Origin of the sequence: Streptomyces sp. WAC07094, from assembly GCF_036320405.1 — a bacterium.
Taxonomy (GTDB): domain Bacteria; phylum Actinomycetota; class Actinomycetes; order Streptomycetales; family Streptomycetaceae; genus Streptomyces; species Streptomyces lannensis.
Map to the genome: position 1 here is coordinate 7987560 of NZ_JAVMJZ010000001.1, position 25528 is coordinate 8013087.

Below are 25528 nucleotides of genomic sequence, written 5' to 3' on the forward strand. Positions count from 1 at the left end.
GTCCCGGCAACCGAGTTGAAACCTTTCACGACGCAGTGAGGGATGTCCCCGCCGACGTCGTCGAGGAGCTTCCATGACCCACCCGTCCGACGCGGGTCCGTCCCCGGTGCTGGCGCTCAAGGGCATCTCCAAATCCTTCGGCGCCGTGCGCGCCCTCAGGGACGTCTCCCTCGAACTGTTCCCCGGTGAGGTGCACGCCCTCGCCGGCGAGAACGGCGCGGGCAAGTCGACCCTCATCAAGACGCTCGCCGGAGTGCATCGGCCGGACGCCGGCCAGGTGCTGCTGGACGGCGAGCCGGTCGTCTTCCACGGCCCGGGCGACGCACGCGACGCCGGCATAGCCGTGATCTACCAGGAACCGACGCTCTTTCCCGACCTCTCGATCGCCGAGAACATCTTCATGGGCCGCCGGCCCAAGCGGGCGCTCGGCCGCATCGACCACAAGGCGACGAACGCGGCGACCGCGGCCCTGATGCGGCGCCTCGGCGTCGAACTCGACCCGGAGCGCCCGGCTCGCGGCCTGTCCATAGCCGACCAGCAGATCGTCGAGATCGCCAAGGCGCTGTCCTTCGACGCCCGGGTGCTGATCATGGACGAGCCGACCGCGGCCCTTACCGGCAGCGAGGTGGCCCGGCTCTTCGGTGTCGTCCGCACGCTGCGCGAGCAGGGCGCGGCGGTGCTGTTCATCTCCCACCGGCTCGAGGAGATCTTCCAGATCTGCCGGCGCGTCACCACCCTGCGCGACGGCGCCTGGATCGCGAGCGAGCCACTGGACGGGATGACCGAGGACGACCTGGTCCGCCGGATGGTGGGACGGGACCTGGACGAGTTGTATCCCAAGCAGGACGTCGAGCCCGGGCGGATCGCCCTCAGCGTCCGCCGGCTGACCCGCGAAGGCGTGTTCACCGACGTGTCCTTCGACGTGCGGCAGGGGGAGATCGTGGGTCTAGCCGGACTGGTCGGTGCCGGCCGCACCGAGGTGGCCCGGGCCGTGTTCGGCGTCGACCGGTGGGACGCGGGCGAGGTCGAGGTCGACGGCCGGGCGCTGACGAACGGCGCGCCCTCCACGGCCATGGCCGCAGGACTCGCGCTCGTCCCCGAGGACCGGCGGGCCCAGGGCCTGGTGATGGACATGTCCATCGAGCGGAACATCGGCCTGACCGGGCTGCGTACGACGGTCAGGGCCGGACTCGTGGACCGCGGCGCCGAACGCAGCCGGTCCCTGGACTGGGCCGTCAAGCTGCGGGTCAAGTACGCCCGGATCGCCGACGCCGTCTCCACCCTCTCGGGCGGCAACCAGCAGAAGGTCGTCCTGGCCAAGTGGCTGGCCACCGGCCCGAAGGTGCTGATCGTCGACGAGCCGACGCGCGGCATCGACGTCGGTACCAAGGCCGAGGTGCACCGGCTGCTCGGCGAACTGGCCGCCGACGGGGTCGCCGTCCTGATGATCTCCTCCGACCTGCCCGAGATCCTCGGCATGGCCGACCGCGTGCTCGTCATGCACGAGGGACGGCTCACCGCCGAGATCCCGCGCTCCGAGGCCACCGAGGAAACGGTGATGGCCGCAGCCACCGGGAGGGCCGCCGCATGACAGCCGACAAGAGGGCCCCTCTGCTCACCGGGAGGCCGGACGCATGACGGTGACCGTACCCAACCCCGCCCCGACCGCCGACGTGCCGAAGTCGAGCGGCACCCGGCTCGTCGACCGCGTGTTCAAGATGCGCGAACTCGCCATCCTCGTCGTCTTCCTGGTGATGATCGTCGTCACCCAGCTGGGCAACAGCGAGTTCCTCTCCGAGCAGGGCATCAAGGACCTGCTGCTGAACGCGACCATCCTCGTGCTGGTCGCCACCGGCCAGTCCCTGGTCGTGATCACCCGGAACGTCGATCTGTCCGTCGGCTCGACCCTCGGTATCAGCGCCTTTGCGGCCGGCACCTGGTTGCACGGCGGCGGAAACCCGGTGATCGGGCTGGTCCTCGCCGTACTTCTCGGCATCGGTTTCGGGCTGCTGAACGGACTGCTCGTCAGCCTCGGCCAGGTGCCGGCCCTCGTCGTCACCCTCGGCACGCTCTACATCGTCCGGGGTATCGACTCCATCTGGGTCGGCGCGCGCCAGATCACCGCGGCCGATCTCCCGGGCGGGTTCGTCGACTTCGGCTCCGGAGGCATCGCGGCGATCCCCTGGCTCGCCCTCATCGCGCTGGTGATCCTCGTCGGCACCGCCTACTACCTCAAGCACTTCAGCAGCGGACGCGAGCTGTACGCGCTCGGCTCCAACCCCGAGGCCGCACGGCTCGCCGGCATCCCCGTACGCAAGCGGATCCTGGCCGCCTACACCTTCTGCGGCGCCCTCGCGGGACTCGCGGGCGCGCTCTACCTGGCCCGGTTCGGCAACGTCGACTCCGGCACCGGCAGCGGCTACGAACTCACCGTCGTCAGCGCGGTCGTGGTCGGCGGCGTCGTCTTCACCGGCGGCTCCGGCAGCGTCTACGGCGCGGCGCTCGGCGCACTGCTGCTGACGTCCGTCAACAGCGTGCTGCCCGCCCTCGGCGTCAGCTCCGTCTGGGTGCTCGCCATCAACGGCATCCTGCTCCTGCTCGCCATCGCGGTCGACCGTGTCGTCGCGCTGCGCGTGGGCCTGGCCCTGAAGAAGAGGAACGCCCGCCATGCCTGACTCCTTGACGCGCGCGGTCCGCTGGGACACGGTTGTCGGCGCGCTTCTCCTGGTCCTGTTGCTGCTGTCGTTCTCCCTCGTGGACGGCTTCGGCAACGCCCTCAACCTCTCGTTCCTGATCGGCAACACGCTGCCGATCGCGCTGATCGCGCTGCCGATGACGCTCCTCGTTGTCGCGGGGGAGATCGATCTGTCGGTCGCCTCCACAGCGGGCCTGTCGGGCGCCGTGATGGGCAAGTTGTGGAACGAGGGCATGGCGATCGAGACGATCATCCCGCTGTGCCTGGTGCTCGGTGTGGTGTGCGGACTGGTCAACGGCCTGCTGGTGACCCGGCTCGGCCTGCCGTCCCTCGCCGTCACCATCGGCACCCTCGCCGCCTATCGGGGCATCGCGCAGATCGTGCTCGGCTCCGACGCCGTGACCGACTTCCCCACGCAGTACCTGGACTTCGCTGCCGGGCGCATCGGGGACAGCTTCCTCCCGCAGGCGTTCCTGCCCTTCCTGGTCCTGCTCGGCATCGCGGTGGTCGTTCTGCACGCCACGCCGTTCGGCCGGTCCCTGTTCGCGGTCGGCGCCAGTCAGGAGGCCGCCCGGTTCGCGGGCATCCGGGTCAGGCGGGCGAAGCTGATCCTGTTCACCGCCACGGGGTTCATGGCCTCGCTCACCGGTGTCTTCTGGGCGCTGCACTACGCCAGTGCCCGCTACGACAACGCCACGGGACTCGAACTCTCCGTCGTCGCGGCGGTGTTGCTCGGCGGCATCGACTTCGACGGCGGCAAGGGGACGCTCGGCGGCGCGATCGCCGGGGTCTTCCTGCTGGGCGCGCTGCAGAACGTGATGAGCCTCATGAACGTCTCCGCCCAGTCGCAGATCGTCGTCACCGGCGTACTGCTCGTCGTCTCCGTGCTCGGCCCCCGGGTCGCACGCCGGCTAGCCGTCGCGAGGGCGGGCCGCCAAGCCGCCTCGACACCGACCTCGTCACTCCGCTCACCCTCGTAAAGGATCTCGCCTCATGCGCCAGACATCGATCCGTCGTGCCTGTGTGACCGTCGCTGCCGTCGCCTCCCTCGCGCTCGCCGCCACGGCCTGCGGAGGCACCACCAAGAACGACGTCAAGGACTCGGGCGGCGGCTCCGCCGCCTCGGCCGGCAAGGCCGACCCCAACGCCGCCCTGAAGAAGGGGCTGACCGTCGCCTTCCTGCCCAAGCAGGTCAACAACCCCTACTTCACCTCGGCCGACAGCGGCGGCAAGAAGGCGCTGGAGGAACTGGGCCAGAAGTACAAGGAGGTGGGCCCGAGCAGCGCCACCGACACCAGCGGCCAGGTCAGCTACGTCAACACGCTCACCCAGCAGCAGGTGAACGCGATGGCCGTCTCCGCCCAGGACCCGGGCGCGCTCTGCACCGCGCTCAAGCAGGCCATGAGCAACGGCATCAAGGTCGTCACCTATGACTCCGACACCAAGCCGGAGTGCCGCAACGCCTTTGTCTCGCAGGCCGCAGCCGAGGACCTCGGCCGCACCGAGGTGCAGCTGCTGGCCCAGCAGATCGGCTACAAGGGCGAGATCGCGATCCTGTCCGCCGCGCAGACCGCGACGAACCAGAACACCTGGATCGACTTCATGAAGGACGAGCTCAAGGACCCCAAGTACAAGGACGTCAAGCTCGTCAAGATCGCCTACGGCAACGACGACGCCCAGCAGTCCTTCCAGCAGACCCAGGGTCTGCTCCAGCAGTACCCGAACCTCAAGGGGATCATCTCCCCGACCACCGTCGGCATCAAGGCGGCGGCCCAGTATCTGTCCGGGTCGAAGTACAAGGGCAAGGTCAAGCTCACCGGTCTCGGCACCCCGAACGACATGCGCCAGTACGTCAAGAACGGCACGGTGGAGGGTTTCGAGCTGTGGGACCCGGCCAAGCTCGGCGAGCTGGCCGCCCGCACCGCCGTCGCGATGGCGTCCGGACAGATCACGGGCAAGGAGGGCGAGACCTTCACCGCCGGTGGGATGGGCAGCTACACCATCGGCAAGGACGGTGTGATCACCCTCGGCAAGCCGACCGTGTTCGACGCCAAGAACATCGACCAGTTCAACTTCTGATCCGGGAGCGGTACTTCATGCAGCGCGTCTGTTTCCTCCTCAAGGTCCGTGGGGACCGGATCGCCGAGTACCGCGAACGACACGCCGCCGTGTGGCCGGAGATGCTGGCAGCGCTCTCGGCCACCGGCTGGCGCAACTACTCGCTCTTCCTGCGCGACGACGGTCTGCTCGTGGGGTATCTCGAGACGGAGGACTTCTCGGCGGCCGTCGCCGGTATGGAGGCCACCGAGGTCAACACCCGCTGGCAGGCGGACATGGCCCCGTACTTCGAGTCGCTCGACGGCGCCCGCCCCGACGAGGCGATGAAACCCCTCAGCGAGGTGTTCCACCTCGCCTGACGCATCGATCGGCGGAGCACCGGGCCGAGACGACGCCCCTGCCGTCCGGTGTCCTCCCCGAGGCCGGGGAGGACGCCGGACCTCGGTCCCGACGGGGCCGACGAGGGGGGGCGGCAGGCGGACGCCCGGGAGAGGTCCGGTGGCCCGCTCCCGGTCACGGCCGCCGCGTGCCCCGTGTGACCGGCTCTTTCCTACGGGGCGGTGACGGTAATGTGAAGGCCTGCCTGCCGCCCCTCGTCTTCATGGAGGTCCCCGCCTGATGGCCCAGTCGGTGGGTATCAAGGACGTCGCCCGCGCCGCCGGAGTCTCGGTGGGTACGGTCTCGAACGTCATCAACCGGCCCGAGACGGTCGCGTCCGAGACCCGTGCCCGCGTGCAGTCCGCGATCGACCGGCTCGGCTATGTGCGCAGCGAGTCGGCCCGGCAGCTGCGGGCGGGACGCAGCCGCATCATGGGGCTGCTCGTGCTCGACATGGGCAACCCCTTCTTCGTGGACGTGGCACGCGGCGCCGAACGGGCAGCACGCGAGGCGGGACTCGGGGTGATGGTCTGCAACAGCGCCCAGAGTCCCGCGGAGGAGGCCGACTACCTGTCGCTCTTCGCCGAGCAGCGGGTGCGGGGAGTGCTGCTCACCCCCGCCGACGCGTCCGGGCGCAACATCGAGACGTTCCGGCGTCACGGTATCCCGTTCGTCCTGGTCGACCGGGTGGCCGAGGGCGCCACCGAGTGCTCGGTCTCGGTCGACGACGTGGCGGGCGGGGCGCTGGCCGTCCGGCATCTCGTCGACGCGGGGCACCGCTCCATCGCGTACGTCAGCGGTCCGCCCGGACTCAACCAGGTCAGGGACCGTCGCACGGGGGCCCTGAACGCGTTGGCGGAGGCGGGACTCGGGCCCGAAGCACTGCGGGAGCTGCCGACCGAACGGCTCGACGTCGCCGCAGGGCGGGACGCGGGTGCCCGCCTCCTCGGGCTCGCCGACCGCCCGACCGCCGTGTTCTGCGCCAACGACCTGCTCGCGCTCGGTGTCCTCCAGGCCCTCTACGCCGCCGGTGTGAGCGTGCCCGAGGAACTGGCCATCGTCGGCTACGACGACATCGAGTTCGCCGCCGCGGCGGCGGTGCCGCTCACCTCCGTGCGGCAGCCCGCGGTCACCATGGGCGCGCTCGCCGCGGAACTCCTGCTGGAGGAGACCGAGGCGGAGGACGGGGTCCGGGCGCACGAGCACCGGCGGGTCGTGCTCCAGCCGGAGCTGGTGGTGCGCCGCTCCAGCCTCGGGGCGCGCTGAACCCCGTTCCGACCCGTCCCCTGCGGCTGCCCCCGGGGCGTTCCGGTCCCCGTGGGGTGTCACGATTCCGGCTGAGCGGCCGGTCAGTAGTGATTTTTCTTGATCCCGGCCGCCGACCCCACAGGACCATGTGCTGAACTGGGACGCGGCCTTGAAATCGTTCGTCCCGGGAGCACCCTTGAGCCTCAGCTATCGCCAGCCCGGCGTCGTCCTCACCGACCGTCGCTTCACCGTGCCCCTCGACCACGACAACCCGGGCGGAGAGACGATCGAGCTCTACGCCCGGGAGGTCGTCGCCGGTGCCAAGGTGGATGCCGACCTGCCCTGGCTGCTCTATCTCCAGGGCGGCCCCGGCTTCGGGGCGAATCGTTTCATCGGTCAGCAGGCCTGGCTCGGACGGGCCCTCGAGGAGTACCGCGTCCTCCTCCTCGACCAGCGCGGTACCGGCGCCTCCACGCCGGCCAACCGGCAGACGCTCCCGCTGCGCGGCGGTCCCCGCGAGCAGGCCGACTACCTCACGCACTTCCGCGCGGACTCCATCGTCCGCGACTGCGAGGCCATTCGCCCGCAGATCACCGGCGGTGCCCCGTGGACGGTCCTCGGGCAGAGCTTCGGCGGCTTCTGCACCGTGAACTACCTCGCCGCGGCCCCCGAGGGTCTGCGAGCCGCCCTGATCACCGGCGGCCTGCCCTCACTCGACGCACACGCGGACGACGTCTACCGTGCCGCGTACCCGCGCATCGAGCGCAAGGTCGCCGCCCACTACGCCCGCTATCCGCAGGACGTCGAACGGGTTCGCCGTATCGTCGAGTACCTGCTCCAGCACGAGCCCGTCCTGAACAGCGGCTACCGCCTCACCGCGGAGGCCTTCCAGTCCCTCGGCATCCTCCTGGGCGGCAGCGAGGGCAGCCACCGCCTCCACTTCCTGCTGGAGGACGCCTTTGTCCGCACCGCGCAGGGCTTTGCGCTCTCCGACGCCTTCCAGGAGGAGGTGCACGGGCTGCTCTCCTATGCCGCCCACCCCCTCTACGCGCTGGTCCACGAGGCGAGCTACGGCCAGGACGACCGGCCCACCGCCTGGGCGGCGGAGCGGGTGCGGGGGGAGTTCCCGCAGTTCGACGCGGCGAAGGCCCTGTCGGGCGACGGACCGGTGCTCTTCACCGGAGAGTCCGTGCACCCGTGGACGTTCGACAACGATCCGGCGCTGCGCCCGCTGCGCGAGACCGCGGACCTGCTCGCGGAGCGCACCGATTGGTCGCCGCTGTACGACTCGTCCCGCCTCGCCGTCAACGAGGTGCCCGTCGCCGCGGCGGTCTACCACGACGACATGTACGTCGACACCGCCCACGCCCTTGGGACGGCCCGTTCGATCCGCGGTCTGCGCACCTGGATCACCGACGAGTTCGAGCACGACGGCGTCCGTGCGGGCGGACCCCGGGTCCTGGACCGGCTGGTTGCACTGAGCCGGGACGAGGTCTGACGCGGCCGGGGCACATCGCTCGGTGAACGGCCGCACCCCGCTCTCCGGCGGCCGTTCATCACACACCCGACCGGCCTTCGGCGAGGCGGCGTCGGGCTGTGGACATGATCGAGCCCGAGAACGCCCGGCTCGAGTCCATGCCCGACGACCGGCGGCGGGCCCTCGCCGCCGTCGCCGAACCCCGACGACCTCCGGGACGGCTGCGCGGCCGTCGCCGCCGCGACGTTCCGGCGCGGCACGGTCCCCGTATTCGATGACGGCCTCCCGGACGCAGACCATGAGCGAGCGCTGTGGGCGAACCGGCCCCGGCGGCTCGGGCTTTTCGGCCGCCGTCCGCAGGCGGCCTCGACTGAGTGCCGGTGCCGTGTTCTGATCGTGACGGCGCCCACGAGGACGGCTTTTCGAAACGGGGATCGATGGACGACGAAGAACTGCTGGCGGACCGCTTCCAGGCGCACCGCGGGCATCTCAGGGCGGTGGCCTACCGGATGCTGGGATCACTCAGCGAGGCCGACGACGCCCTCCAGGAGACCTGGCTGCGGCTGAGCCGTTCCGACGTGAGCGAGGTGAAGAACCTCGCAGGGTGGCTCACCACCGTCGTCGGCCGGATCTGCCTCGACATGCTGCGCTCCCGCACCGCGCGGCGTGAGGATCCCATGGTGGAGAGCTTCGTCCCGGACCCCGTGATCACCCCTGTGGAGCGTGTCGACCCCGAACAGGAGGTGCTGCTCGCCGACTCGGTCGGACTCGCCCTCCTCGTCGTACTGGAGACACTCGAGCCCGCCGAGCGGCTGGCGTTCGTCCTGCACGACATGTTCGCCGTTCCGTTCGACGACATCGCCCCGATCGCGGGGCGCACGTCCGCCGCGACCCGGCAACTGGCCAGCCGTGCCCGCCACCGGGTCCAGAGCGCCGAGCCCGCAGCCGATCCGGACCTCGGGCGCCAGCGCGAGGCGGTCGAGGCGTTCCTCGCGGCTTCGCGCGCCGGTGACTTCGACGCCCTGGTCGCCGTGCTCGACCCGGATGTCGTACTGCGCGCCGACTCCGGCCCGCTGGTCACCGGCCTGGCCGCTTCCAAGGTGGCGCGCGGCGCGGCGACCGTGGCGAAGGGGGCGCTCATGTTCCGCCAGTACGCTCAGCACGCCCGGCTCGCGCTGGTCAACGGTTCGATCGGGCTCGTCATGGCGCTCGAGGGCCGGCCCATGTCGGTCATGGGCGTCACCGTCGTCGACGGCAGGATCACCGGTATCTACATCCTGGCGGACCCGGAACGGCTGGAGCGGCTGGACTTCGCGGCTGTCTGATCGGGCGGATCGGACACCGCCGCGCAGTGATGTGTGCGGCGGCAGGCCCGCGCCGTCGCCCGCCGGGGGGCAGGGCGACGGCGCACCCGCCGGGCGAGCGGCGTCCCGTCCCGGCAGTACGGTGGCGGGTCAGTACCCGGGTGACGGCGCCGTTCGCCCCTCGACGTACCGGGCGTGCCCGAAGGGGATCCGAGGAGGCCGCGGACGACTTTGGTCTGCGTGTACGCCGACTCCGGGGTCACACGCGCCCATGGTCGAGGGCGCGGTCCCGGGCCTCGTGAGCGTTCCGCCGGGGCGCCGAAAACGGTTTCCGCGGCGATGGACCGGGTCGTTAGGGTGGACGGCATGCACGTCACCTCCGTCGGCCCGTCCGGACTCCGTGCCGACTGCGGCAACTGCTTCGCGCTGTGCTGTGTGGCGCTGCCCTTCGCGCGCTCGGCCGACTTCCCCGTCGACAAGGACGCCGGCACGCCCTGCCGGAACCTCCAGGACGACTTCCGCTGCGGTGTCCACTCCGAGTTGCGGCCGCGCGGCTTCTCCGGCTGTACCGTCTACGACTGCTTCGGCGCCGGACAGAAGGTCTCGCAGGTCGTTTTCCGCGGCCAGGACTGGCGGTCGGGAGGACGGGAGCACGCCCGGCGGATGTACGACGTCTTCGCCGTGGTGCGCCAACTGCACGAAATGCTCTGGTACTTGACCGAGGCGCGGAGCATGCCCGCCGTGCGCCCGGTGCACGGCGACCTGCGCCGGATGCTGGAGAGGACGGAACGGCTCACCGCGCTGTCCCCCGAAGAACTGGGGGAGTTGGACGTGGGCGCGCATCGGCAGGAGGTCAATGTGCTGCTGCTGCACGTCAGTGAGCTGGCCCGTTCGGGGGGCGCGCGGCGTGTCAAGGATCGGCGGGGCGCCGATCTCGCCGGTGCCCGTCTGAAGGGCGCCGACCTCAGGGGCGCGAATCTGCGGGGCGCCTGTCTGATAGCGGCCGACCTCACGGGTGCCGACCTGCGCGGGGCGGATCTGATAGGAGCCGACCTGCGCGACGCGGACCTCACCGACGCCGATCTGACCGGTGCCTTCTTCCTGACGCAGCCTCAGGTCAACGCCGCCCGGGGCGGCGTGGGCACCAGGCTCCCGCCGTCAGTCTCGCGCCCCGGTCACTGGACAGCGCGCCTGTGACGACGGATCGTCGACGGCGGCCGGGGTCCGCGCCACGGGGGCCCTGCGGTCGAGGTGCAGCCGCAGTCCCTCGGGCATGAGCGTCAGCCGCTCGGCCACGCGCAGCCGGTAGCCGGGGTCGGGTCGCAGTTCGTAGCGGCGCAGCAGCAGGCCGAGCACCAGAGTCGCCTCGTGCAGGGCGAACTGCCGCCCGATGCAGGCCCGGGCCCCGGTGCCGAAGGGCTTGAAGGTGTGCGCGGCCCGCGCCCGTACCGCCTTCGCGTCGAACCGGTCGGGATCGAACCGCTCCGCGTCGGCACCCCACACCTGCGGATCCCGGTGCAGCATCGTCGTCAGGACCAGTGCCCAGGCGCCCCGTCGCATCGGATGCGTGTCGTAAAGGACCGTGTCCTCACGTGCCTCGCGTGCGAAGGCGGGAGCCGTCGGCCACAGCCGCAGCGACTCGTCGAGGACCCGGCGGACGTACCGCAGCCTGGCGACCTGGTCGTAACCGGGGCGGTCCACGTCGCCCCAGACCCGGTCCACCTCTTCGCGGGCCCGTGCGGCGACGTCCGGGTGCCGGGAGAGGTAGTGCAGGGCGAAGGAGAGCGCCCCCGAGGTCGTCTCGTGGCCGGCGACCAGGAACGTGATGACCTGGCGCCGGACGTTCTCCGCGGTGAGCCGTTCCCCGGTCACCGGGTGGGCGGTCTCCAGCATCCGGTCGAGCAGGTCGCCCTCGCCGCGGGTGGTCCGCCTGGTCCGCACCACCTCGTCCACCGTGTGGTTGAGGTAGGCCGTGTCCGCCTCGTTGCGCCGGGCCGCGCCGCGCAGCAGCAGGGGGGTCAGCGGTCCGGGGACGACATTGCGCCGCTGGGCGAACGTGAGCGTGCCGACCATGGCGTTCACGAACGGGTGCGGCCTGGCGCGCTCGAAGGAGCCGAAGTCGTGACCGAAGCCGGTCCGCGCGATGGTCTCCAGCGTCAGTTTGGTCATGTCGCCGGGCACGTCCACGGCTCGGCCCGCGGACCGCTCCGCGTCCCAGCGGCCCGTCAGACGCTCGGCCACGTCCAGCATCATCGGGTGGTAGCCCGCCATGGCCTCACGGCTGAATCCGGGAGCCAGGACGTCGTGCGCCAGCTGCCAGTTGGGCTCGTGGTTGTACGCGGTGAACAACCCGTCCCCGGCGACGGGCCGCAGATTGGCGACGCCGAGGCCGACATGCTTGGCGAACCTGGACTCGTCGGCGAGGTCGGCCGCCAGGCTTCCGCCCCAGACGAACACGATCTCCCTGCTGAAGAACTTCCGCCGGAAGACGGGCCCGAGCAGTCGGCCGTAGCGCATCGAGTCCTGCACCGGCCTACGGACGTCGGCGCCGAACACATCGCCGACGAGCGGGATCCGGCGCGGCGGATGAGGGATGCGCTCCAGCTCCGGCCAGCCGAGTTCCGCCCCGCGAAACCCCTTGGGCAGCGCGGTCGCCGTCGTCTGCGCCATGGTGCGGCTCCCTCGATGCGGAGGACGTGGCACCCGTCCCGCGCGTGTTGTACATGGGTTCAATAGCGGTTCAGTGTGGTCCCGTTGCTGAACCGGCGTCAAGTACAGTGCGGGCATGGCCGCGAACCAGGGGGAGCGCACGCGTCGCCGGCTCAGCACCGGGGAGCGCAGGGAGCAGCTCCTCGCGGTCGGAGCGCGGCTGTTCTCGGAGAACCCGTACGACGACGTGTGGATCGAGCAGGTCGCGGAGATCGCCGGTGTCTCGCGCGGACTGCTCTACCACTACTTCCCGACCAAGCGGGACTTCTTCGCGGCGGTCGTGGAGCGGGAGAGCGCCCGCATGCTGCGGATGACCGCGGCCGCCCCCGGGGTCCCGCTGCGCGAGCAGCTCACCACCGGTCTCGACACGTTTCTTTCGTACGTCGCCGAGCACGCGCACGGCTTCCGGGCGTTCCATCGTGCGGACGCGGCGGGGGACCAGGCCGTGCGGAAGGTCTATCGGCAGTCGCTGGCGGCACAGGAGCGGCAGATCCTGGCCGCTCTCGCGGCCGATCCCGAGTTCGGCTCGGTGCCGCAGGAGCGGCCGGATCTCGAAGTCGCCGTCCGCGGCTGGCTGGCGTTCACGACGGCTGTGTGTCTCGAGTGGCTGCGCGGCGCGGAACTGTCCCGCGAGCAGGTGCGCGATCTGTGCGCCCGCGCGCTGCTGGGCGTCCTCGAGCGCTGACGAGCACCCTTCGGATGTCCAGGCCGGTTGGCGTGCGCCCCGATCTCCGATAACTTAGGCAAGGCTTACCTAAGGAGGTTCGGGATGGGTGACCGTCACGACTGGACGGCCGCGCCCGCTGCGGCGCAACGTGCCCGCTCGGTTCTGGCCGCAGCGGGCTCCTGCGCGGTGACCACGGAGACCGGCAGGGAGGAGGCGGTCGGCGCGCACACCGTCACCGCCGACGGCCGGGTCCTGCTGCGCCTGCCCGAGGACAGCGCGCTGCTGACCGCCGCGATCTGCGCCCCGCGCGGAGAGCCGTCCACAGTACTGGAGTTCGCCGATGTCGCACCCGTGCCGGTGCGGTCACGGATCCGTGCCCGGCTCTGGCTGGCGGGCTCGTGCGTGCCGGCCGAAGGTCATCTGGAGTTCCGGCCGACGCGCATCGCGCTGCGCAGGGTGAACGGTGTGGTCGTCGTGGATCCGGACGAGTACGCGGCCGCCGCGCCCGATCCGCTGGCCACCGCCGAGGCGGGGCTGCTCACTCATCTGGCCGACGCCCATCCGGACGCCGTCGAGCGCCTCACCCGCCTGGTCGAGCCGGACGGCCTGCACGGTGCCGTGCGTGTCCGTCCGCTGGCCGTCGACCGCCACGGGCTGACCCTGCGCATCGAGCGCGCCCGTGACCACGGAGACGTACGGCTGACCTTCCACCGGCCCGCCGACGATCTCGCACAGCTGACCGAACGGATGCACGCCCTGCTCATCCACGCGTCCCGGGCCTGTCCCCGTGCACTACAGAGGCAGCGCACACACGGCGACCGGTGACGCGAACGGCTCTCCCGCGAGCCGCAGTTCCCCGCTCGCGCGGTCCAGATGGAACACGGTGACCGTGCCCGACCGCTGGTTCGCGGCGAACAGCAGTCCGCCGTCGGGGGACAGCGCGATGTGACGCGGGAAGTCCCCGCCCACCGGCACCGAGTCGAGCAGCCGCAACCGGGCGCCGCCCGCCTCGATCGCGTACCGCGTCAAGGTGTTGTGGCCGCGGTTGGCGAGGTAGGCGTACGCCCCGTCCGCGCTCACCACGAACTGCGCCGGATAGTTCGTGCCCTTGCCGGTACCCGTGGACTGCGGGTCGCCCGGGACGAGGCGCCCGCTCGCCGGGTCGTAGGCGCACACGACGGCCGTGTCGTCGACCTCGTTGGCCAGATAGGCGAAGCGGCCGTTCGGGTGGAAGGTCAGATGCCGGGGGCCGGCACCCGGCCGGGTGTGCGCCTGGGAGACCTCGGTGAGCGTTCCCCCGGACGGGTCGAGACGGTAGGTGTAGACGGTGTCGGTTCCCAGGTCGACGGCGAGCACATGGCCGCCGTCTGGGCTGGTGACGACCTGATGGGCGTGCGGTCCTTGCTGGCCGGGCCCGGGCGGTGGGCTGGAGTGCGTGACGACGTCGGTGAGTTCACCGAGCGCGCCCGAGGTCTCGACACGATGCACGGCGACGCTGCCCGAGCCGTAGTTGGCGCTCAGCAGCCAGCGCCCGCTCGGGTGCACGGACAGATGACAGGGCCCCGCTCCGCCGGTGCCGCGGGAGCCCAGGATCCGGTGATCGGGCAGGCCCACGGCCGTCACTGCGCCGGCCTCCCGCTCGTCGACGGCATAGAGCGTGTGCCCGTCCGGGTGCACCGCCAGATACGACGGATCGGCGACCCCGCTCAGTGTGCCCGTGCCGGTGATCCCGCCCGTCCCCGGGTCGTACGTGGCGAGGCCGATGCCCTTGCCGCCGCCCTCGACGGAGGTGTACGTGCCGACGTAGAGCGGCCGGGGACCTGGGGGGCGGCGCGGCGGTGAGTGCCGCTCGGCCGGGGCCGCGCCTGGTTCGGGCGGCGACGACTGCCGGGGCGCGACCGGCGCCGGGATCGTCGTGACCGCGGTGGCGGCCGCGGCGGCACCGAGGAAGCGACGCCTGCTCCAGCCTCCGCCGAGCGAGCTTTGCGCCGGTTCCGCACGCCTGTCCATGCCGCCCCTCGGGAGTCGATGGCCTCAGCCGACACAGCCACCATGGCGCGTAACGACCGTCAGGTGCAAGACGGGCAACCGGCATTGCGTGCGGTGCAACAAGCCCGACTACCAGTCGCCGTCCCCGACGGGCTTGCCCGGTGCGTCGCCCAGCGGCTTCACCTGCTGCGGTGACGGCTCCTGCCACGGCTCGTGGTCGTCGCCGAGCCAGTCGCCGACCGGCTTGACCTCACCGAGCGCGTCCGTGGGCGCGAGGTCCTCGCCGTCCTGGTCGTAGTAATCGAACCACGGCAGCCCCGCACGTGTGTACGCCGCGCGGTCCACCGGAGACGGCGGGGGCGCCTCGCCCGTGATCCGCCGCCACTCCGGCGGTGTCACCAGATGGACGAACACCCGCCCCGCCGGCTCCTCCGCCCAGCTTCCGGCAGGCCGGTCGTCCTTGTAGACCTCCTGCCGCATGGACCCACCGACCCCGAGGCCCATGGCGGCGGCGCGGCGCGGGCCTCCGCCGGGGGCGGCCATGGCCGCGGGCGCCGGTACGGCACCCGGAGCGGGCGGAGGCCCTCCGTACGGTCCGGACGCCGAACGGGTCCTGAGCGCCCGTTCTTGCCTGCGCCGCTCCTCGTCCCGCCACTTGGCGAGCGGCGCCTCCTGGAGCGGGAAGGTCTGGAGCTGGACGCCGCCCCACACCTCCTCGCCGGTGACCTGGCCCTCGACCGTGGCGCCCAGACCGAGCGGCACCGCCACGAACTGGCGGACCGTCCCCTTGCCGGAATTGATCCCGTCGAGCCACGGCTGGCGCGGCAGCACGACGTAGTTCTGCGGGCGGCGACTCAGCCGGGAGCTCCACGGCCTGCCCGAGACCGCGCACACCTTGCCCGCGCCCACTTGGAGCGCGGCGGGCTCGGTGGCGCCGAAGCCCAGCCACATCGCCTCGCGCAGATAGACCGGCAGCATCACACCGCCGCGTGCACGCCACTCGGCCGGCACCGTCTGCGGGTAGTCCTCGACCCGGCGGACGGGGAACTGGCCGAGGCCCGGAGGCAGCGCGTGCGTGCCCGTCTCCGGCAGGCGCAGCGTCCGCATGAAGCGGACCCGTACACCGCCCGGCAGCACCAGGGAGTCCCCGTCGATCCGCACCGATTCCATGCGCACTCCCCTTCCCCGCCGGATCGTTCGTCCTCACCTAGAACGCCGGGGCGCGCCCGGACGGTTCCGGTCCGTGAAAAGACCACGCAACCGGGCCGAGCGAGGGCCGCGCGCACGGTCCCGCAGTCTGGCCAGGCGCGGATTGCGCTCACGCTGCTCCCGGGCGCCGCGGTCCAGCTCCTCCAGCAGCCGACGGGTGCGGTGCTCGGTGTCCATCTCGTCCAGGATCCGGTTGACCTCGGTCAGGATCGCGCCGTGGAACTGCCACTGACGGGTGTCCCGTTGGACCTCCTCCAGCAGCAGCTGGGCCAGCTTGTCGCGGGTCGCACCCGCCGTGATCAGCTCCTCCGCCAGCCGGGTCTCCGCCGACTCGGCGCTGCGGCTGACGTCGGTGGTGACCAGCACCGCGAAACTGACCACGGCGTCGGCGATCTCGGACAGCAGCCGCTCCAACGTCGCCCCGATCTCGGGCTCGAACAGCGGCTCGGCCTCCCGTTCCTTCGCGAGATCCGCGAGGGTGCGCGCGATCACCCGCAGCACCACCGTGACGATCTCGAGCGTGTCGAGGCCGGTGCGCAGCACGATGCGGTGGAGCAGTCCCTCGCGGACCCGGGGGTTGAGCTTCAGGCTGTCCTCGGCCTGCCGCAGCGCGGCGTCCACGCCGACGATCTCGTGGTCGAGGCGGCGCGCCTCGTACAACCGTGCGGTCGCCAGCGAGGCGGACACACGTCCCGCGGCCTCCTCCCCGACCCGCAGCATCAGCTGCCGTACGCGCCGCGCCATCGCCTCGATCTCCTCCCCGGCGGCCGAGACCCATACGGGAGGAGCGATGAGCAGATTGATCCCCAGGCCGACCACGGCGCCGATCAAGGTCTCCAGGACCCGCGCCCACGCCGTGCTGCCCACCTGGGTCACTCCGAGGATCAGCATGGCGCTGATGGCCACTTCGGGCACGTACTCCTCGACCCTCACCAGATGGCCCACGGCCAGCGAGGCCAGGATGATCAGGGCCAGACTCCACCAGGTGAGGCCCACCAGGATGCTGAAGCCGATGGCGATGACAACGCCTGCGACCACCGAGTTCACCCGGCGCACACCGTTGGTGATCGTCGCGTAGAGGGTCACCTGCACGACCAGCAGGGCTGTCAGCGGCGCCGTCAGGGGCGCCGCCTCGGGGCTGAGGTACAGCGCGATCACATACGCGAGGGTCGCGGCGGCAGTCGAGCGCACCGCCTGGACGACCTCGGGCTGCCGGCGCCACCTTTCGATCCGGGCGCAGACCATCGCCCACGCATCACGCACATCACGCATCCCTAGGGGCCTTCCCGTTCCACCCGGGCGACGAACGTAACCATGAACACAAAGAACACGTTCGAACGTCGTCCGGGGGAGCGCCCGCCCTGCTCAGCGGCGTCCGTGCCGGGCCGGGACTTCACCCTCAGGCGTACAGGCCGCCGAGGAAGGCGGACAGATTGGCCACCATCCGGTCGATCTGCTCGCGCATGCCGAGGGTCTCCTCGAACCGCAGCCCGGCCTCGGGCACCTTCTTGCCGCGTACATAGAGGGAGCACGTCAGGTCGGTGCACATGTAGACGCCCACCGAGTTGCCCTCGCGCCCAGCCGCTCCCGCCTTGCGCGCCGTCATCAAGGAGACGCCGCTTCCGGGGTGGGTCGTCAGGCAGAGCGAGCACATGCTCCGGTGCAGAAAGCCGCGTTGCGACGACGCAGAGCGCAGTGCGACGCCGACGAGCCGGTCGGCGTGCTCGGTGACCAGATAGCTGCGACCAGGTGCACCGAGGTCGCGCCAGCCCAGGAAGTCCAGGTCGGCCCAGGGGCGTTCGTCGAGGTCGCGGGGTATCGGCAGACGACTTGCATCGCCCTTCGAGCAGTTGATGAAGGAGTTGCGGATGTCCTGCTCGGAGAGTGGTCTCATGGGGATTCCTCCTGGGGCCGTTACAGGAACCTAGAGGCATTAGGTTTACAGCTAGGCTACCTAGCTCCATGGGGGGAGAGCGAGTGGATTTCTCGTACGACGGGGCACTCGATGCGGCCGCACGGCGGGCCCTGCGCCATGTCGCGGCCAGGTCCTCGGGGCCCGGGGTGAACAGAAGCCTGCGGCTGACGCTCAACTTCCACCCCGACCGGATCGTGCGCGGGCGGCCGATTCTCCACGCCATGGCGGAGGACGGCGTGTACCGCTCGCAGTTCGTCACCGGCATCAGCAACGGCGGGCTCACCGCCCACCCCGGCGGGGACCGCTGGCGCTGGGAGAGCCGGATCTTCGGGCAGGCCTACGACGACGCGCCCGCTCACGAGCGCCCCGTGTACGGAGCACTGAACTTCCGTCGTCAAGTGGTCGGCGCGGCGCCCCGCTTCGGCTCCTCCCACTTCCGGCTGACCGCCGCGGTGCTCGACAGGGCCACGTTCTGCTACCCGGACAGCGCGGCCGAGCCGGCCCATTTCGGGGTGGCCGCCGGAATGAGCCTGATCGAGCCGGCCGAGGCCGACGACCAGGACGCCCTCAACGACTACATCGAGGCCCAGGTGCACGGACCCGTCGTGCTCGAGCGGGACGTGGAGGCACTGGTCCTGGACGCCGGCTACCGAGGCACCCCGGTCGAGACCGCGGCCCGGCGGCTCCCGTGCCCGGTTCGGTGGCACCCCGGATACCGGCTGTCCGTCGCGGAACTGCGCCGCCACGCGGACTACCGCGGCGCGGAGTACGTCGAGCTGGGGGAGCGCATCGCCGAGTTCGGGCATCTCGATCCCCGGATCATCGGAGACGCCGCGCGCACGGGCCGGTACGAGGTGCAGGACCTGAAGATGGTGTGGCACTGCCTGGCCCGCTTCGGGGCGCCCGCGGGCGCCGGGACGGCGGAGACGGAACGGCCTGCCGCCGCCACCGCCGTCCCCGCCCCGGAAGGCGACCCGGCCGGTGCCCAGGCGGGATCCGTCGGTACCGGCGCGACGCCGGCCGCTGTCACACCCCCGCCCTAGGGTGGCAGGCATGGACACCACTGACACGCTGCGGGTCAGGCTCGAGCCCTGGGCGGAGGGCGACTTCTGGCTGCTGCGCAGGACCAACTCCGCGGAGATGACGGAGCACCTCGGCGGCCCCGAGACCGAGGAGCAACTCGAGGTACGCCATCGGCGCTATCTCACGCCGGGAGCCGGACGGATGTACCGGGTCGCGCTCGCGCAGACCGGTGAGACGGTGGGGTCCACGGGATTCTGGGAGAGGGCCTGGCGGGACACGACCGTGTGGGAGACCGGGTGGGGGGTACTGCCCGAGTTCCAGGGGCGGGGCCTCGCCGCGCGGGCGGCCCGTGAGATCGTCCAAGCGGCGAGGGACAGCGGGACGCACCGGTATCTGCACGCCTTTCCCGACGTCGGGAACGACGCGTCGAACGCCGTGTGCAGAAGAGTCGGTTTCGATCTGCTCGGACCGGTCGCGGTCGAGTACCCGAAGGGGCACTGGATCACGTCCAACGACTGGCGGATCGATCTCGGCCGCCCCTGAAGCCGCCGCCCGTCGAGCGCAGGGACGGTCAGAAGCCCTCGGTGGGCTGCCCCGCCCCGGCGTTCACCTCCGCCTCGATCTCACGAAGCGGCCTGCCCTGCTCCTTGGCATACTCGGTGATCGCGATCTGAAGGTCGCGGTCGAGGTCCCGCCAGGCCCGCAGTGCGGTCTCGTACAGATCGGTCTGCTGCTTGGTCCAGGGGGTGGCGGTGGGCGGACCGTATTTGTCGCGCAGTTCGTCGGCCTTCGACTGCGCGTCGTTCGCCGCACGCCGCATCTCCACGAGTTCTTCAAAGGTCGTCGCCACGGCCCCGGATACTAGGCCCGGGTCGACGGGACCGGCCTCTCGACCCGCACGCCCGGCACCGAGATCGACCGGTCGGCCCTAGGGTCGAACCACCCGGCCGCGTGAACCTGTGAGCACGGACAAGGGAGTATGTGGGCGAAGGCTCACCTGGCAGAGTGACTCCCGACGTGAGCGGGGGCCCGCGTGGACGGCGACAAGTGGGCCCGGAGTCCCGGCGGGGCCGGAACGGCGCAGCGGCATGGTGACCGGTGACACGTGCACCCATCCGCACCCCATCGTCCTCATGTCTTAAATTAGGGTCTGATTTAAGACGGCGAGGAACGCGTGTTCCAGCCCGGCGCAGGGGTATCGTGCAGGTCGGGAAGGGTCGGAGGGAGCCACATGGGCGGGCGGAACGGGCGCACCGTGCGCGATCTGCGCCGGGGCAATCGCGCCGAGGTACTGCAGCGGCTGTATTTCGACGGCCCGATGAGCCGTTTCGAACTCGGCCCGGCGACTGGTCTGAGTTCCGGTTCGATCAGCAATGTGGTCGCCGAGCTCGTCGCGGACGGACTGGTCGAGGAGGCCGGCAGCGTCGACTCCGACGGCGGCCGTCCGCGCACCCTGCTGCGGGTCGCTCCCACCAGCGGCCACATGATAGGCGTCGACGTCGGCGAGACCCGTGTCCGTGTCGAACTGTTCGACCTGGCCCTGACGGAACTGGCCCGCACCGAACGCCCCCTGGAGCATCAGCGGTACGACGTCGAAGTCGTCGTCGGCCACATCCGCGACGGGATCGACGAGGTCCTGGCCACGGCCGACATCGCCCCCGAGCGGCTCCTCGGCGTGGGCATCGGTGTGCCCGGCATAGTGGCCGGCACTCAGGACCTGGGGGCCGTCGTGCACGGCCAGACCATCGGCTGGGACGCCGTCCCGGTCGAATCCCTGCTCCGCTCCACCTGCCGGCTCCCGGACTCCGTCCCCTTCTTCATCGACAACGGTGCCAAGACCCTGGGTCAGGCCGAGATGTGGTTCGGGGCCGGACGCGGCGCCCACAACGCGGTCGTGGTCCTCTTCGGCTCCGGTGTCGGCGCGTGCCTCGTCACCGAGGAAGTGGGCAGTGGCCGGGCCGTGGAGTGGGGCCATCTGACGGTACGGGTCCGGGGGCGCCGATGCCGCTGCGGTGCCCTCGGCTGTCTGGAGGCCTACGCGGGTGCGGAGGCGCTCCTGGACCGCTGGCGCGAGCAGGGCGGGCGGCCGCCGCAGAACACGGACGAGGAGACCGCGCTGACCGCCATGCTGGCCGCGGCCTACCCGCCCGAAGGCACCGAGGCCGACCCGGTCGCGCTCGCTGTTCTGGAGGAGACCGCCGAGTACCTGGGCGCGGGACTGTCGGATCTGATCAACCTCTTCCAGCCCGAGCGGATCCTGATCGGCGGCTGGGCCGGCCTCCAGCTGGGGGCCCGGTTCCTTGCCGCAGTGCGCCGCTACGCGACGTCGTACGCCCTGCGGTATCCGGCGGAGCGGGTCTCCATCGACCTCGGCAGGCTCGGTCCGGACGCCGTGACGGTCGGCGCGGCCATCCTGCCGCTCGCCGACTTCTTCGCGCGTGGCGGCCGTCGCGCGGAGCCCGCGACCGAAGGGCGGCCGCCCGCATGGCGGACGGCACTGGAGGAGCGGTCGCCGCGCTGACCGGCCGGACCGTGCCGATGCGGTGATCACGGTTGCCTCCCAGGGGTTTGGTCGATGCCCCTCGCGGTACTCGCGGCCTCGCCCGGCAAGGGGGCCGCGTGGGTTCGCGACCCCCCTCTCGGGGCGAGGAAGAGGAGGACGCCGTGACCGATCGGCGGCAGGAAGGCCCCGGGGAACGCTCCGGGCCCATCCCGCGGGACATGCCGGACCAGCAGGCCCGCGAGGAGGAGGACCCCTGGGACGCCCGTCCAGGACGGGGCCCCGGGAAGAACGCCGAGGACGAACGCGCCGACGACGTGCCCGACACGGACGAGGCGGGCACCGGCCGGCGGGGTGGTCCCCGTTCCCGCACGGTCCACCCCGACCACCCGGAACCGGACGAGCCCTCCGGCTGACCCGTGCGGGGAGCGGCGGCGTAAACGCCGCTCCCGATCGCGCGGAGCGGGCGGCGAGCCCATGCGAGCGACCGACATGCCGCGCGCGGGATCACCCGGTCACCCTGGATAGGCTGACCGGGTGGGATGGTTCAAGGGAGAACGGCCGGGCGCGACGGCCACCGCGCTCATGCCTGCCCGTGCGCACGGCTGCGGGCCCGGCCGGGACCGGTGCGGCACCGGTCCGAAGGCGGTGGCCCGATGACGGACTTCGAGGCGATCGACGCCCTGCTGGCCGGTGCCCGGGAAGAGGCGCCGCTGCCGCCCGCCGGTGAACGGCGCGCGCTGCGCGAGGAGTTGAATCTGTCCCAGGCGCAGGTGGCCCAGGCACTCGGCGTGGGCCCGTCCACGGTCGGGGGCTGGGAAGCCGGCCGCGACCCGAGCGGCGAGGTACGTGACAAGTACGCGTACTTCCTCGAAGGCGCCCGTACGAAGCTGGCGGAGCGGGCCACGGCCCGGCCGGCCGGGCACGAGCCGCCGACGGCCGAGGACGAGGAGGGCGGTCCGCAGGCGTCCCCGCACGACGGCGACGGCGACGGCGACGACGGCGAGGCGCTGCACAGAGAGCAGCCGTGCGTACTGTGCGGTCGGCCCGCGCGTCATCAGGTCGCGGGATTCCCCCAGCATCTGGACCCGGGGGAGTGCGGCACCGCGCCGACCGGGGAGAGCGACGCGCGGACTGGCAGCGAGTCCGCCGGGACCGTGAGGGTGGTGCCCGCCGGCCGCCGTGTCCGGACGGCCGACGAGTCTCCCGACCCGATCCGTGAGGCCGTCGCGGCCGCGCTGGCCGCACACTTCGGAGATGTGGAGGCGGCGACGGCGGCCCTGGTCGCACGAGCCATCCCCGACGCGATGGCGTTGCTGGACGGGACACGCAGGGGCGGCCGCTACGACATCGTGGCGCACCCCTGGATCCCGGACATCCTGCGCAAGCAGACCGCACGCGGCCCGGACCGGATCTGGGAGGCCCGACCCAAGTGGGCACGGCCCGAACTGCCCACCGGCCGGCACCAGGTGACGGCCCTCGACATCAACGGCGCCTACCTGTCCGCCCTCAAGACCCACCTGCCCATCGGCCAGTTGGAGCACTCCAGCGGCTTCGGCCACGACCGCAGGCGAGCAGGCGTCCACCTGATCACGCCGCCGGTGTGGGAGCACGACGCGGTGCTGCCCAATCCTCTCGGCAACCGCGACGAGCCGGGTCCGTTGTGGGTCACCGAGCCGACCCTGCGGCTGCTGTTGCGGCTGTCCGGTCCGAAGTACGCACTGTGCGATCCGCCCGAGATCCATGAGTCGTTCACCTCCGGCGCGACCGAGAACCTGCTGGAGAAGTTCCGCGTCGCGCTCAAGGAGGCCCGGGAGCGGGCCATCGCCGAGGAGGACGAGGTGACGGTGGAGTATGTGAAGGCCATGTACTCCAAGTTCGTGTCCACGATGGGCGAGTCGAACTACAACCGGGAGCTGTACCGCCCCGACTGGATGCATCTGATCCGCTCCCAGGCCTTCGCCAACCTCTGGATGAAGGCGTACAAGGCCCATGAGGAGGGGCTGGTCGTCGTCCGCGCGATGGGCACGGACGAACTCCATGTGCTCGGGGAGTGGCGGCGTGTCTTCCCGGAAGGGCGCGGCGTTTCCGAGGTGAAGGTCAAGGACACGTACACCGTGGGCTGCGACACTGATCCCGTCGCCGCGGACGAACACGGCGACTGAAGGGGAGAGGAGCGCGAGTGCCGCAGCACACCGGCGACTTCGGCGCGTACGGCGCCCGGGGCGTCAAGGGCAGCGAGGCGGTGGCCCGCCAACTGGACACGCTCGCGGGCGGGATCGCGACCCCGGTGACGACGCGGCGTGGCCTGCTGGCCCGGCTGCACTACCTCACACGCACGGAGCACGCGCGTGCCGCGGCCCGCGAGGCAGGGCTGACGGTCACCGATCGCACGCTCAAGGCATGGCTGGCGGGCGGGCGCAGTCCGTCGCGGCCCAATCTCGAGCGGATCGAGACGGCGTACCGTGCGGTCCGCCGCCACAACGTCGCCCGCTATCTCCTCGGCCGGCTCAACCGTGAGGGCCGCGGCACCCGGGTCGAACTGCATCCGCTGAACCAGTCCCAGGTCCCCCGCCCCCGCCAGCGGTTCGTGGAGTTCCGCACCCTCAACGTCCGGCACTGGGACGCCATCGTCCGCGCCTGGACAGAGGGCGACCTCCAGGCCCTCGACGACGCCTGGACCGACCAGATCGTCGATCTGGGTTCGCAGTGGGGCCAGTACGAGTACGTGACCAACGTGGGCTTCGCCGCCTGAAACCCCCGCAGTCATGACGTGTGAGGTGACCGACCGCCGACGCGGCGCACACGAGCATGGAGGACGTCCGCACGATCCGACTGCGTAAGGACGTTTCATGCCGTACTTCGAAAGCCCGGCCGACGGCACGCGGCTCCATCACGTCGACTACGGTCCGGCCGACGGACCCGTGGTCGTCTTCGTGAGCAGTACCTATCTGGGCACGGAGATGTGGGAGTACCAGATGGTGCAGCCGGCCGAGGCGGGTTACCGCTGCGAATGATCGCCGAGTTCGACCCGCCCGTCCTCACCCTTGCCGACCGACTCGTCGCGGACATCCGGGAGTTCATGGCGGGGGAGTGAGGGGCCGGCCGGGGCGCGGCCGGCCCCGGTCCCTCAGGAACGGGACGCGAACGCGTCGACGCCGGTGAGTTCGGCGGACAGGGCCCACAGGCGCGCCGCCTGCTCCGGGTCGGTCGCCCAGTCCTTGACGCCGGTGCGCGAGCCGTCGGGCGCAGCGGGCTCCGCGATCTCGCAGTCCTCGCAGTACACCCCGCCGAGGCCCGCGAGCCGGGGGGAGGTGGCGGCCCACACCTGGGTGGCCGCACCCTGCTGCGGTGTCTTGAAGGCGTCGGGGTCCACCAGGGCGCCGGTCTCGTCGATCCAGCCGCGCTCGATCATCTCCTCCTTGGCGAGGTGACGCTGCAACGGCGTGAGGATTCCGCCGGGATGGAGGGCGAAGGCGCGGACACCGTGCTCCCGGCCGAGCTTGTCGAGGTGCACGGCGAACAGGACGTTCGCCGTCTTCGCCTGACCGTACGCCCCCCACTTGTCGTACCCCTGCCGCCAGTGCGGGTCCTCCCAGCGGATCCCGGAGTTGTGGTGGCCGGTGGACGACACCGACACGACCCGCGCCCCGCCCTGCCGCATCGCCGGCCACAGGTGGTTGACCAGCGCGTAGTGCCCGAGGTGGTTGGTGGCGAACTGGGCCTCCCAGCCCGGTCCCACCCGGGTCTCCGGGCACGCCATGACGCCGGCGTTGTTGATCACGATGTCGATCGCGCGGTCGGAGGTCAGGAACCGCTCGGCGAAGGCCCGCACGCTCTGCAGGTCACCGAGGTCGAGTTCGTCCACCTCGACCCGCTCGAGGCCCGCGAGTGCCTCCTCGGCGGCGGCGCGGCGCCGAGCGGGGACAGCACCCGGGCGCCCGCCTTGCTGAGTGCCCGGGTCGTCTCCAGACCCAGTCCGGAGTAGCCGCCCGTCACCACCGCGAGGCTGCCGGAGAGGTCGATCCCCTGAAGTACCTCGTCCGCGGTGCTCCGGGCACCGAAACCGGATCCGATCTTGTGCTGTGCAGTGCTCATACGGCGCACGCTACGAATTCGAGGGCGCTCGAAGTCAAGCCCGGGTCACCCCTGTGGAGCACGGGCAGGAAGAAGCCCCGACCGCGACGGGGGAATCACGGTCGGGGCAGCCGATGGTGGGTGCGGACGGCGGTCGCCTCTCGGCGAAAGGCTCCACAGGGCTTCAGCCGAACGATCTTCCCTGTGGGCGAGAGATGAGGCCCGGGGACACTGTTCCGTCCGCTCCCACGCCTGGTTCAACGGGAAACTATCGATCGG

24 protein-coding genes and 1 pseudogene are annotated in these 25528 nt (G+C 71.3%); 18 read left to right on the plus strand and 7 right to left on the minus strand.

Annotated features, from left to right (window positions below):
- Positions 1–73 precede the first annotated feature (73 nt).
- The 9 genes from RCR19_RS35805 (at position 74) to RCR19_RS35845 (ending at position 10357) form a co-directional block, all read left to right on the plus strand.
- Positions 74–1591 (plus strand): sugar ABC transporter ATP-binding protein, encoded by a 1518-nt coding sequence (locus RCR19_RS35805; protein WP_331268903.1) that lies wholly within the window; start codon positions 74–76, stop codon positions 1589–1591.
- A gap of 43 nt (positions 1592–1634) precedes the next feature.
- Positions 1635–2675: an ABC transporter permease gene (locus RCR19_RS35810; RefSeq protein ID WP_331268904.1), complete on the plus strand. Its 1041-nt coding sequence runs from the start codon at positions 1635–1637 to the stop codon at positions 2673–2675.
- Complete coding sequence (locus RCR19_RS35815; RefSeq protein ID WP_331268905.1) at positions 2668–3675, plus strand: ABC transporter permease; 1008 nt, start codon at positions 2668–2670, stop codon at positions 3673–3675. Before RCR19_RS35810 ends, RCR19_RS35815 begins: the two co-directional genes overlap by 8 nt.
- A 13-nt stretch (positions 3676–3688) precedes the next feature.
- Positions 3689–4774 carry a rhamnose ABC transporter substrate-binding protein gene (gene rhaS / locus RCR19_RS35820; RefSeq protein WP_331268906.1) on the plus strand — a complete coding sequence of 362 codons (1086 nt, stop codon included), beginning with the start codon at positions 3689–3691 and terminating at the stop codon, positions 4772–4774.
- Between the two features lie 17 nt (positions 4775–4791).
- Positions 4792–5112 (plus strand): L-rhamnose mutarotase, encoded by a 321-nt coding sequence (locus RCR19_RS35825; protein ID WP_331268907.1) that lies wholly within the window; start codon positions 4792–4794, stop codon positions 5110–5112.
- A gap of 259 nt (positions 5113–5371) precedes the next feature.
- Positions 5372–6397, plus strand: coding sequence for a LacI family DNA-binding transcriptional regulator (locus RCR19_RS35830; RefSeq protein WP_331268908.1), 1026 nt, complete (start codon positions 5372–5374; stop codon positions 6395–6397).
- A gap of 178 nt (positions 6398–6575) precedes the next feature.
- Entirely contained in the window at positions 6576–7877 is a 1302-nt protein-coding gene (locus tag RCR19_RS35835) for an alpha/beta fold hydrolase (RefSeq protein ID WP_331268909.1), read from the plus strand.
- A gap of 416 nt (positions 7878–8293) precedes the next feature.
- Entirely contained in the window at positions 8294–9181 is an 888-nt protein-coding gene (gene sigJ / locus RCR19_RS35840; RefSeq protein ID WP_331268910.1) for an RNA polymerase sigma factor SigJ, read from the plus strand.
- A 345-nt stretch (positions 9182–9526) separates the two neighbouring features.
- A complete protein-coding gene (locus RCR19_RS35845) occupies positions 9527–10357 on the plus strand; it encodes a pentapeptide repeat-containing protein (RefSeq protein ID WP_331268911.1) in 831 nt (276 codons plus the stop codon).
- Here RCR19_RS35845 and RCR19_RS35850 read toward each other — a convergent pair.
- Positions 10319–11830 carry a cytochrome P450 gene (locus RCR19_RS35850; protein WP_331268912.1) on the minus strand — a complete coding sequence of 504 codons (1512 nt, stop codon included), beginning with the start codon at positions 11828–11830 and terminating at the stop codon, positions 10319–10321. The two genes, RCR19_RS35845 and RCR19_RS35850, sit on opposite strands and share 39 nt — an antisense overlap.
- A gap of 115 nt (positions 11831–11945) precedes the next feature.
- Between RCR19_RS35850 and RCR19_RS35855 the strand changes: the two genes are divergently transcribed.
- Together RCR19_RS35855 and RCR19_RS35860 are read left to right on the plus strand one after the other, a co-directional pair.
- Entirely contained in the window at positions 11946–12554 is a 609-nt protein-coding gene (locus RCR19_RS35855; protein ID WP_331268913.1) for a helix-turn-helix domain-containing protein, read from the plus strand.
- An 84-nt stretch (positions 12555–12638) separates the two neighbouring features.
- Positions 12639–13361, plus strand: a complete 723-nt coding sequence (locus tag RCR19_RS35860; protein ID WP_331268914.1) for a DUF2470 domain-containing protein — start codon at positions 12639–12641, stop codon at positions 13359–13361.
- On the opposite strand, the gene RCR19_RS35865 is transcribed toward RCR19_RS35860, so the two are convergent.
- From RCR19_RS35865 to RCR19_RS35880, 4 genes are all read right to left on the minus strand, one after another.
- On the minus strand, positions 13329–14546 hold the full coding sequence (locus RCR19_RS35865; protein WP_331268915.1) for a lactonase family protein: 1218 nt from the start codon (positions 14544–14546) through the stop codon (positions 13329–13331). The genes RCR19_RS35860 and RCR19_RS35865 overlap by 33 nt on opposite strands.
- Before the next feature lie 108 nt (positions 14547–14654).
- On the minus strand, positions 14655–15701 hold the full coding sequence (locus RCR19_RS35870) for a hypothetical protein (protein ID WP_331268916.1): 1047 nt from the start codon (positions 15699–15701) through the stop codon (positions 14655–14657).
- A 27-nt stretch (positions 15702–15728) separates the two neighbouring features.
- Complete coding sequence (locus tag RCR19_RS35875; RefSeq protein WP_059129700.1) at positions 15729–17006, minus strand: FUSC family protein; 1278 nt, start codon at positions 17004–17006, stop codon at positions 15729–15731.
- A gap of 127 nt (positions 17007–17133) precedes the next feature.
- Positions 17134–17628, minus strand: a complete 495-nt coding sequence (locus RCR19_RS35880) for an FBP domain-containing protein (RefSeq protein ID WP_331268917.1) — start codon at positions 17626–17628, stop codon at positions 17134–17136.
- A 68-nt stretch (positions 17629–17696) separates the two neighbouring features.
- Here RCR19_RS35880 and RCR19_RS35885 point away from each other — a divergent pair, with 68 nt between their 5' ends.
- The gene (locus RCR19_RS35885) at positions 17697–18692 is read left to right on the plus strand and encodes a DUF3626 domain-containing protein (RefSeq protein ID WP_331268918.1); all 996 of its coding nucleotides are present in this window, start codon (positions 17697–17699) and stop codon (positions 18690–18692) included.
- 10 nt (positions 18693–18702) lie between these two features.
- Positions 18703–19215, plus strand: coding sequence for a GNAT family protein (locus RCR19_RS35890; RefSeq protein ID WP_331268919.1), 513 nt, complete (start codon positions 18703–18705; stop codon positions 19213–19215).
- A gap of 28 nt (positions 19216–19243) precedes the next feature.
- On the opposite strand, the gene RCR19_RS35895 is transcribed toward RCR19_RS35890, so the two are convergent.
- On the minus strand, positions 19244–19522 hold the full coding sequence (locus tag RCR19_RS35895) for a hypothetical protein (protein ID WP_331268920.1): 279 nt from the start codon (positions 19520–19522) through the stop codon (positions 19244–19246).
- A gap of 381 nt (positions 19523–19903) precedes the next feature.
- Between RCR19_RS35895 and RCR19_RS35900 the strand changes: the two genes are divergently transcribed.
- The 5 genes from RCR19_RS35900 to RCR19_RS35920 all read left to right on the plus strand — a co-directional run bounded on the left by RCR19_RS35900 (position 19904) and on the right by RCR19_RS35920 (position 24189).
- The gene (locus RCR19_RS35900; protein ID WP_331268921.1) at positions 19904–21193 is read left to right on the plus strand and encodes an ROK family transcriptional regulator; all 1290 of its coding nucleotides are present in this window, start codon (positions 19904–19906) and stop codon (positions 21191–21193) included.
- Between the two features lie 143 nt (positions 21194–21336).
- Entirely contained in the window at positions 21337–21588 is a 252-nt protein-coding gene (locus tag RCR19_RS35905) for a hypothetical protein (protein WP_331268922.1), read from the plus strand.
- Positions 21589–21828: 240 nt separating this feature from the next.
- Positions 21829–23337, plus strand: a complete 1509-nt coding sequence (locus RCR19_RS35910) for a helix-turn-helix transcriptional regulator (RefSeq protein WP_331268923.1) — start codon at positions 21829–21831, stop codon at positions 23335–23337.
- 17 nt (positions 23338–23354) lie between these two features.
- Complete coding sequence (locus tag RCR19_RS35915; protein ID WP_331268924.1) at positions 23355–23927, plus strand: transcriptional regulator; 573 nt, start codon at positions 23355–23357, stop codon at positions 23925–23927.
- A 97-nt stretch (positions 23928–24024) separates the two neighbouring features.
- A complete protein-coding gene (locus RCR19_RS35920; protein ID WP_331268925.1) occupies positions 24025–24189 on the plus strand; it encodes a hypothetical protein in 165 nt (54 codons plus the stop codon).
- Between the two features lie 113 nt (positions 24190–24302).
- Here the strand turns inward: RCR19_RS35920 and RCR19_RS35925 are convergent.
- Positions 24303–25270 (minus strand): annotated as a pseudogene (locus RCR19_RS35925) (SDR family NAD(P)-dependent oxidoreductase).
- Positions 25271–25528 lie beyond the last annotated feature (258 nt).

Bases quoted from the DNA above. Each gene is read 5' to 3' on its own strand.
- RCR19_RS35805 (WP_331268903.1), top strand. From the start codon at position 74: ATGACCCACCCGTCCGACGCGGGTCCGTCCCCGGTGCTGGCGCTCAAG.
- RCR19_RS35810 (WP_331268904.1), top strand. From the start codon at position 1,635: ATGACGGTGACCGTACCCAACCCCGCCCCGACCGCCGACGTGCCGAAG.
- RCR19_RS35815 (WP_331268905.1), top strand. From the start codon at position 2,668: ATGCCTGACTCCTTGACGCGCGCGGTCCGCTGGGACACGGTTGTCGGC.
- rhaS (WP_331268906.1), top strand. From the start codon at position 3,689: ATGCGCCAGACATCGATCCGTCGTGCCTGTGTGACCGTCGCTGCCGTC.
- RCR19_RS35825 (WP_331268907.1), top strand. From the start codon at position 4,792: ATGCAGCGCGTCTGTTTCCTCCTCAAGGTCCGTGGGGACCGGATCGCC.
- RCR19_RS35830 (WP_331268908.1), top strand. From the start codon at position 5,372: ATGGCCCAGTCGGTGGGTATCAAGGACGTCGCCCGCGCCGCCGGAGTC.
- sigJ (WP_331268910.1), top strand. From the start codon at position 8,294: ATGGACGACGAAGAACTGCTGGCGGACCGCTTCCAGGCGCACCGCGGG.
- RCR19_RS35845 (WP_331268911.1), top strand. From the start codon at position 9,527: ATGCACGTCACCTCCGTCGGCCCGTCCGGACTCCGTGCCGACTGCGGC.
- RCR19_RS35850 (WP_331268912.1), bottom strand. From the start codon at position 11,830: ATGGCGCAGACGACGGCGACCGCGCTGCCCAAGGGGTTTCGCGGGGCG.
- RCR19_RS35855 (WP_331268913.1), top strand. From the start codon at position 11,946: ATGGCCGCGAACCAGGGGGAGCGCACGCGTCGCCGGCTCAGCACCGGG.
- RCR19_RS35860 (WP_331268914.1), top strand. From the start codon at position 12,639: ATGGGTGACCGTCACGACTGGACGGCCGCGCCCGCTGCGGCGCAACGT.
- RCR19_RS35865 (WP_331268915.1), bottom strand. From the start codon at position 14,546: ATGGACAGGCGTGCGGAACCGGCGCAAAGCTCGCTCGGCGGAGGCTGG.
- RCR19_RS35875 (WP_059129700.1), bottom strand. From the start codon at position 17,006: ATGCGTGATGTGCGTGATGCGTGGGCGATGGTCTGCGCCCGGATCGAA.
- RCR19_RS35880 (WP_331268917.1), bottom strand. From the start codon at position 17,628: ATGAGACCACTCTCCGAGCAGGACATCCGCAACTCCTTCATCAACTGC.
- RCR19_RS35885 (WP_331268918.1), top strand. From the start codon at position 17,697: ATGGGGGGAGAGCGAGTGGATTTCTCGTACGACGGGGCACTCGATGCG.
- RCR19_RS35890 (WP_331268919.1), top strand. From the start codon at position 18,703: ATGGACACCACTGACACGCTGCGGGTCAGGCTCGAGCCCTGGGCGGAG.
- RCR19_RS35900 (WP_331268921.1), top strand. From the start codon at position 19,904: ATGGGCGGGCGGAACGGGCGCACCGTGCGCGATCTGCGCCGGGGCAAT.
- RCR19_RS35910 (WP_331268923.1), top strand. From the start codon at position 21,829: ATGACGGACTTCGAGGCGATCGACGCCCTGCTGGCCGGTGCCCGGGAA.
- RCR19_RS35920 (WP_331268925.1), top strand. From the start codon at position 24,025: ATGCCGTACTTCGAAAGCCCGGCCGACGGCACGCGGCTCCATCACGTC.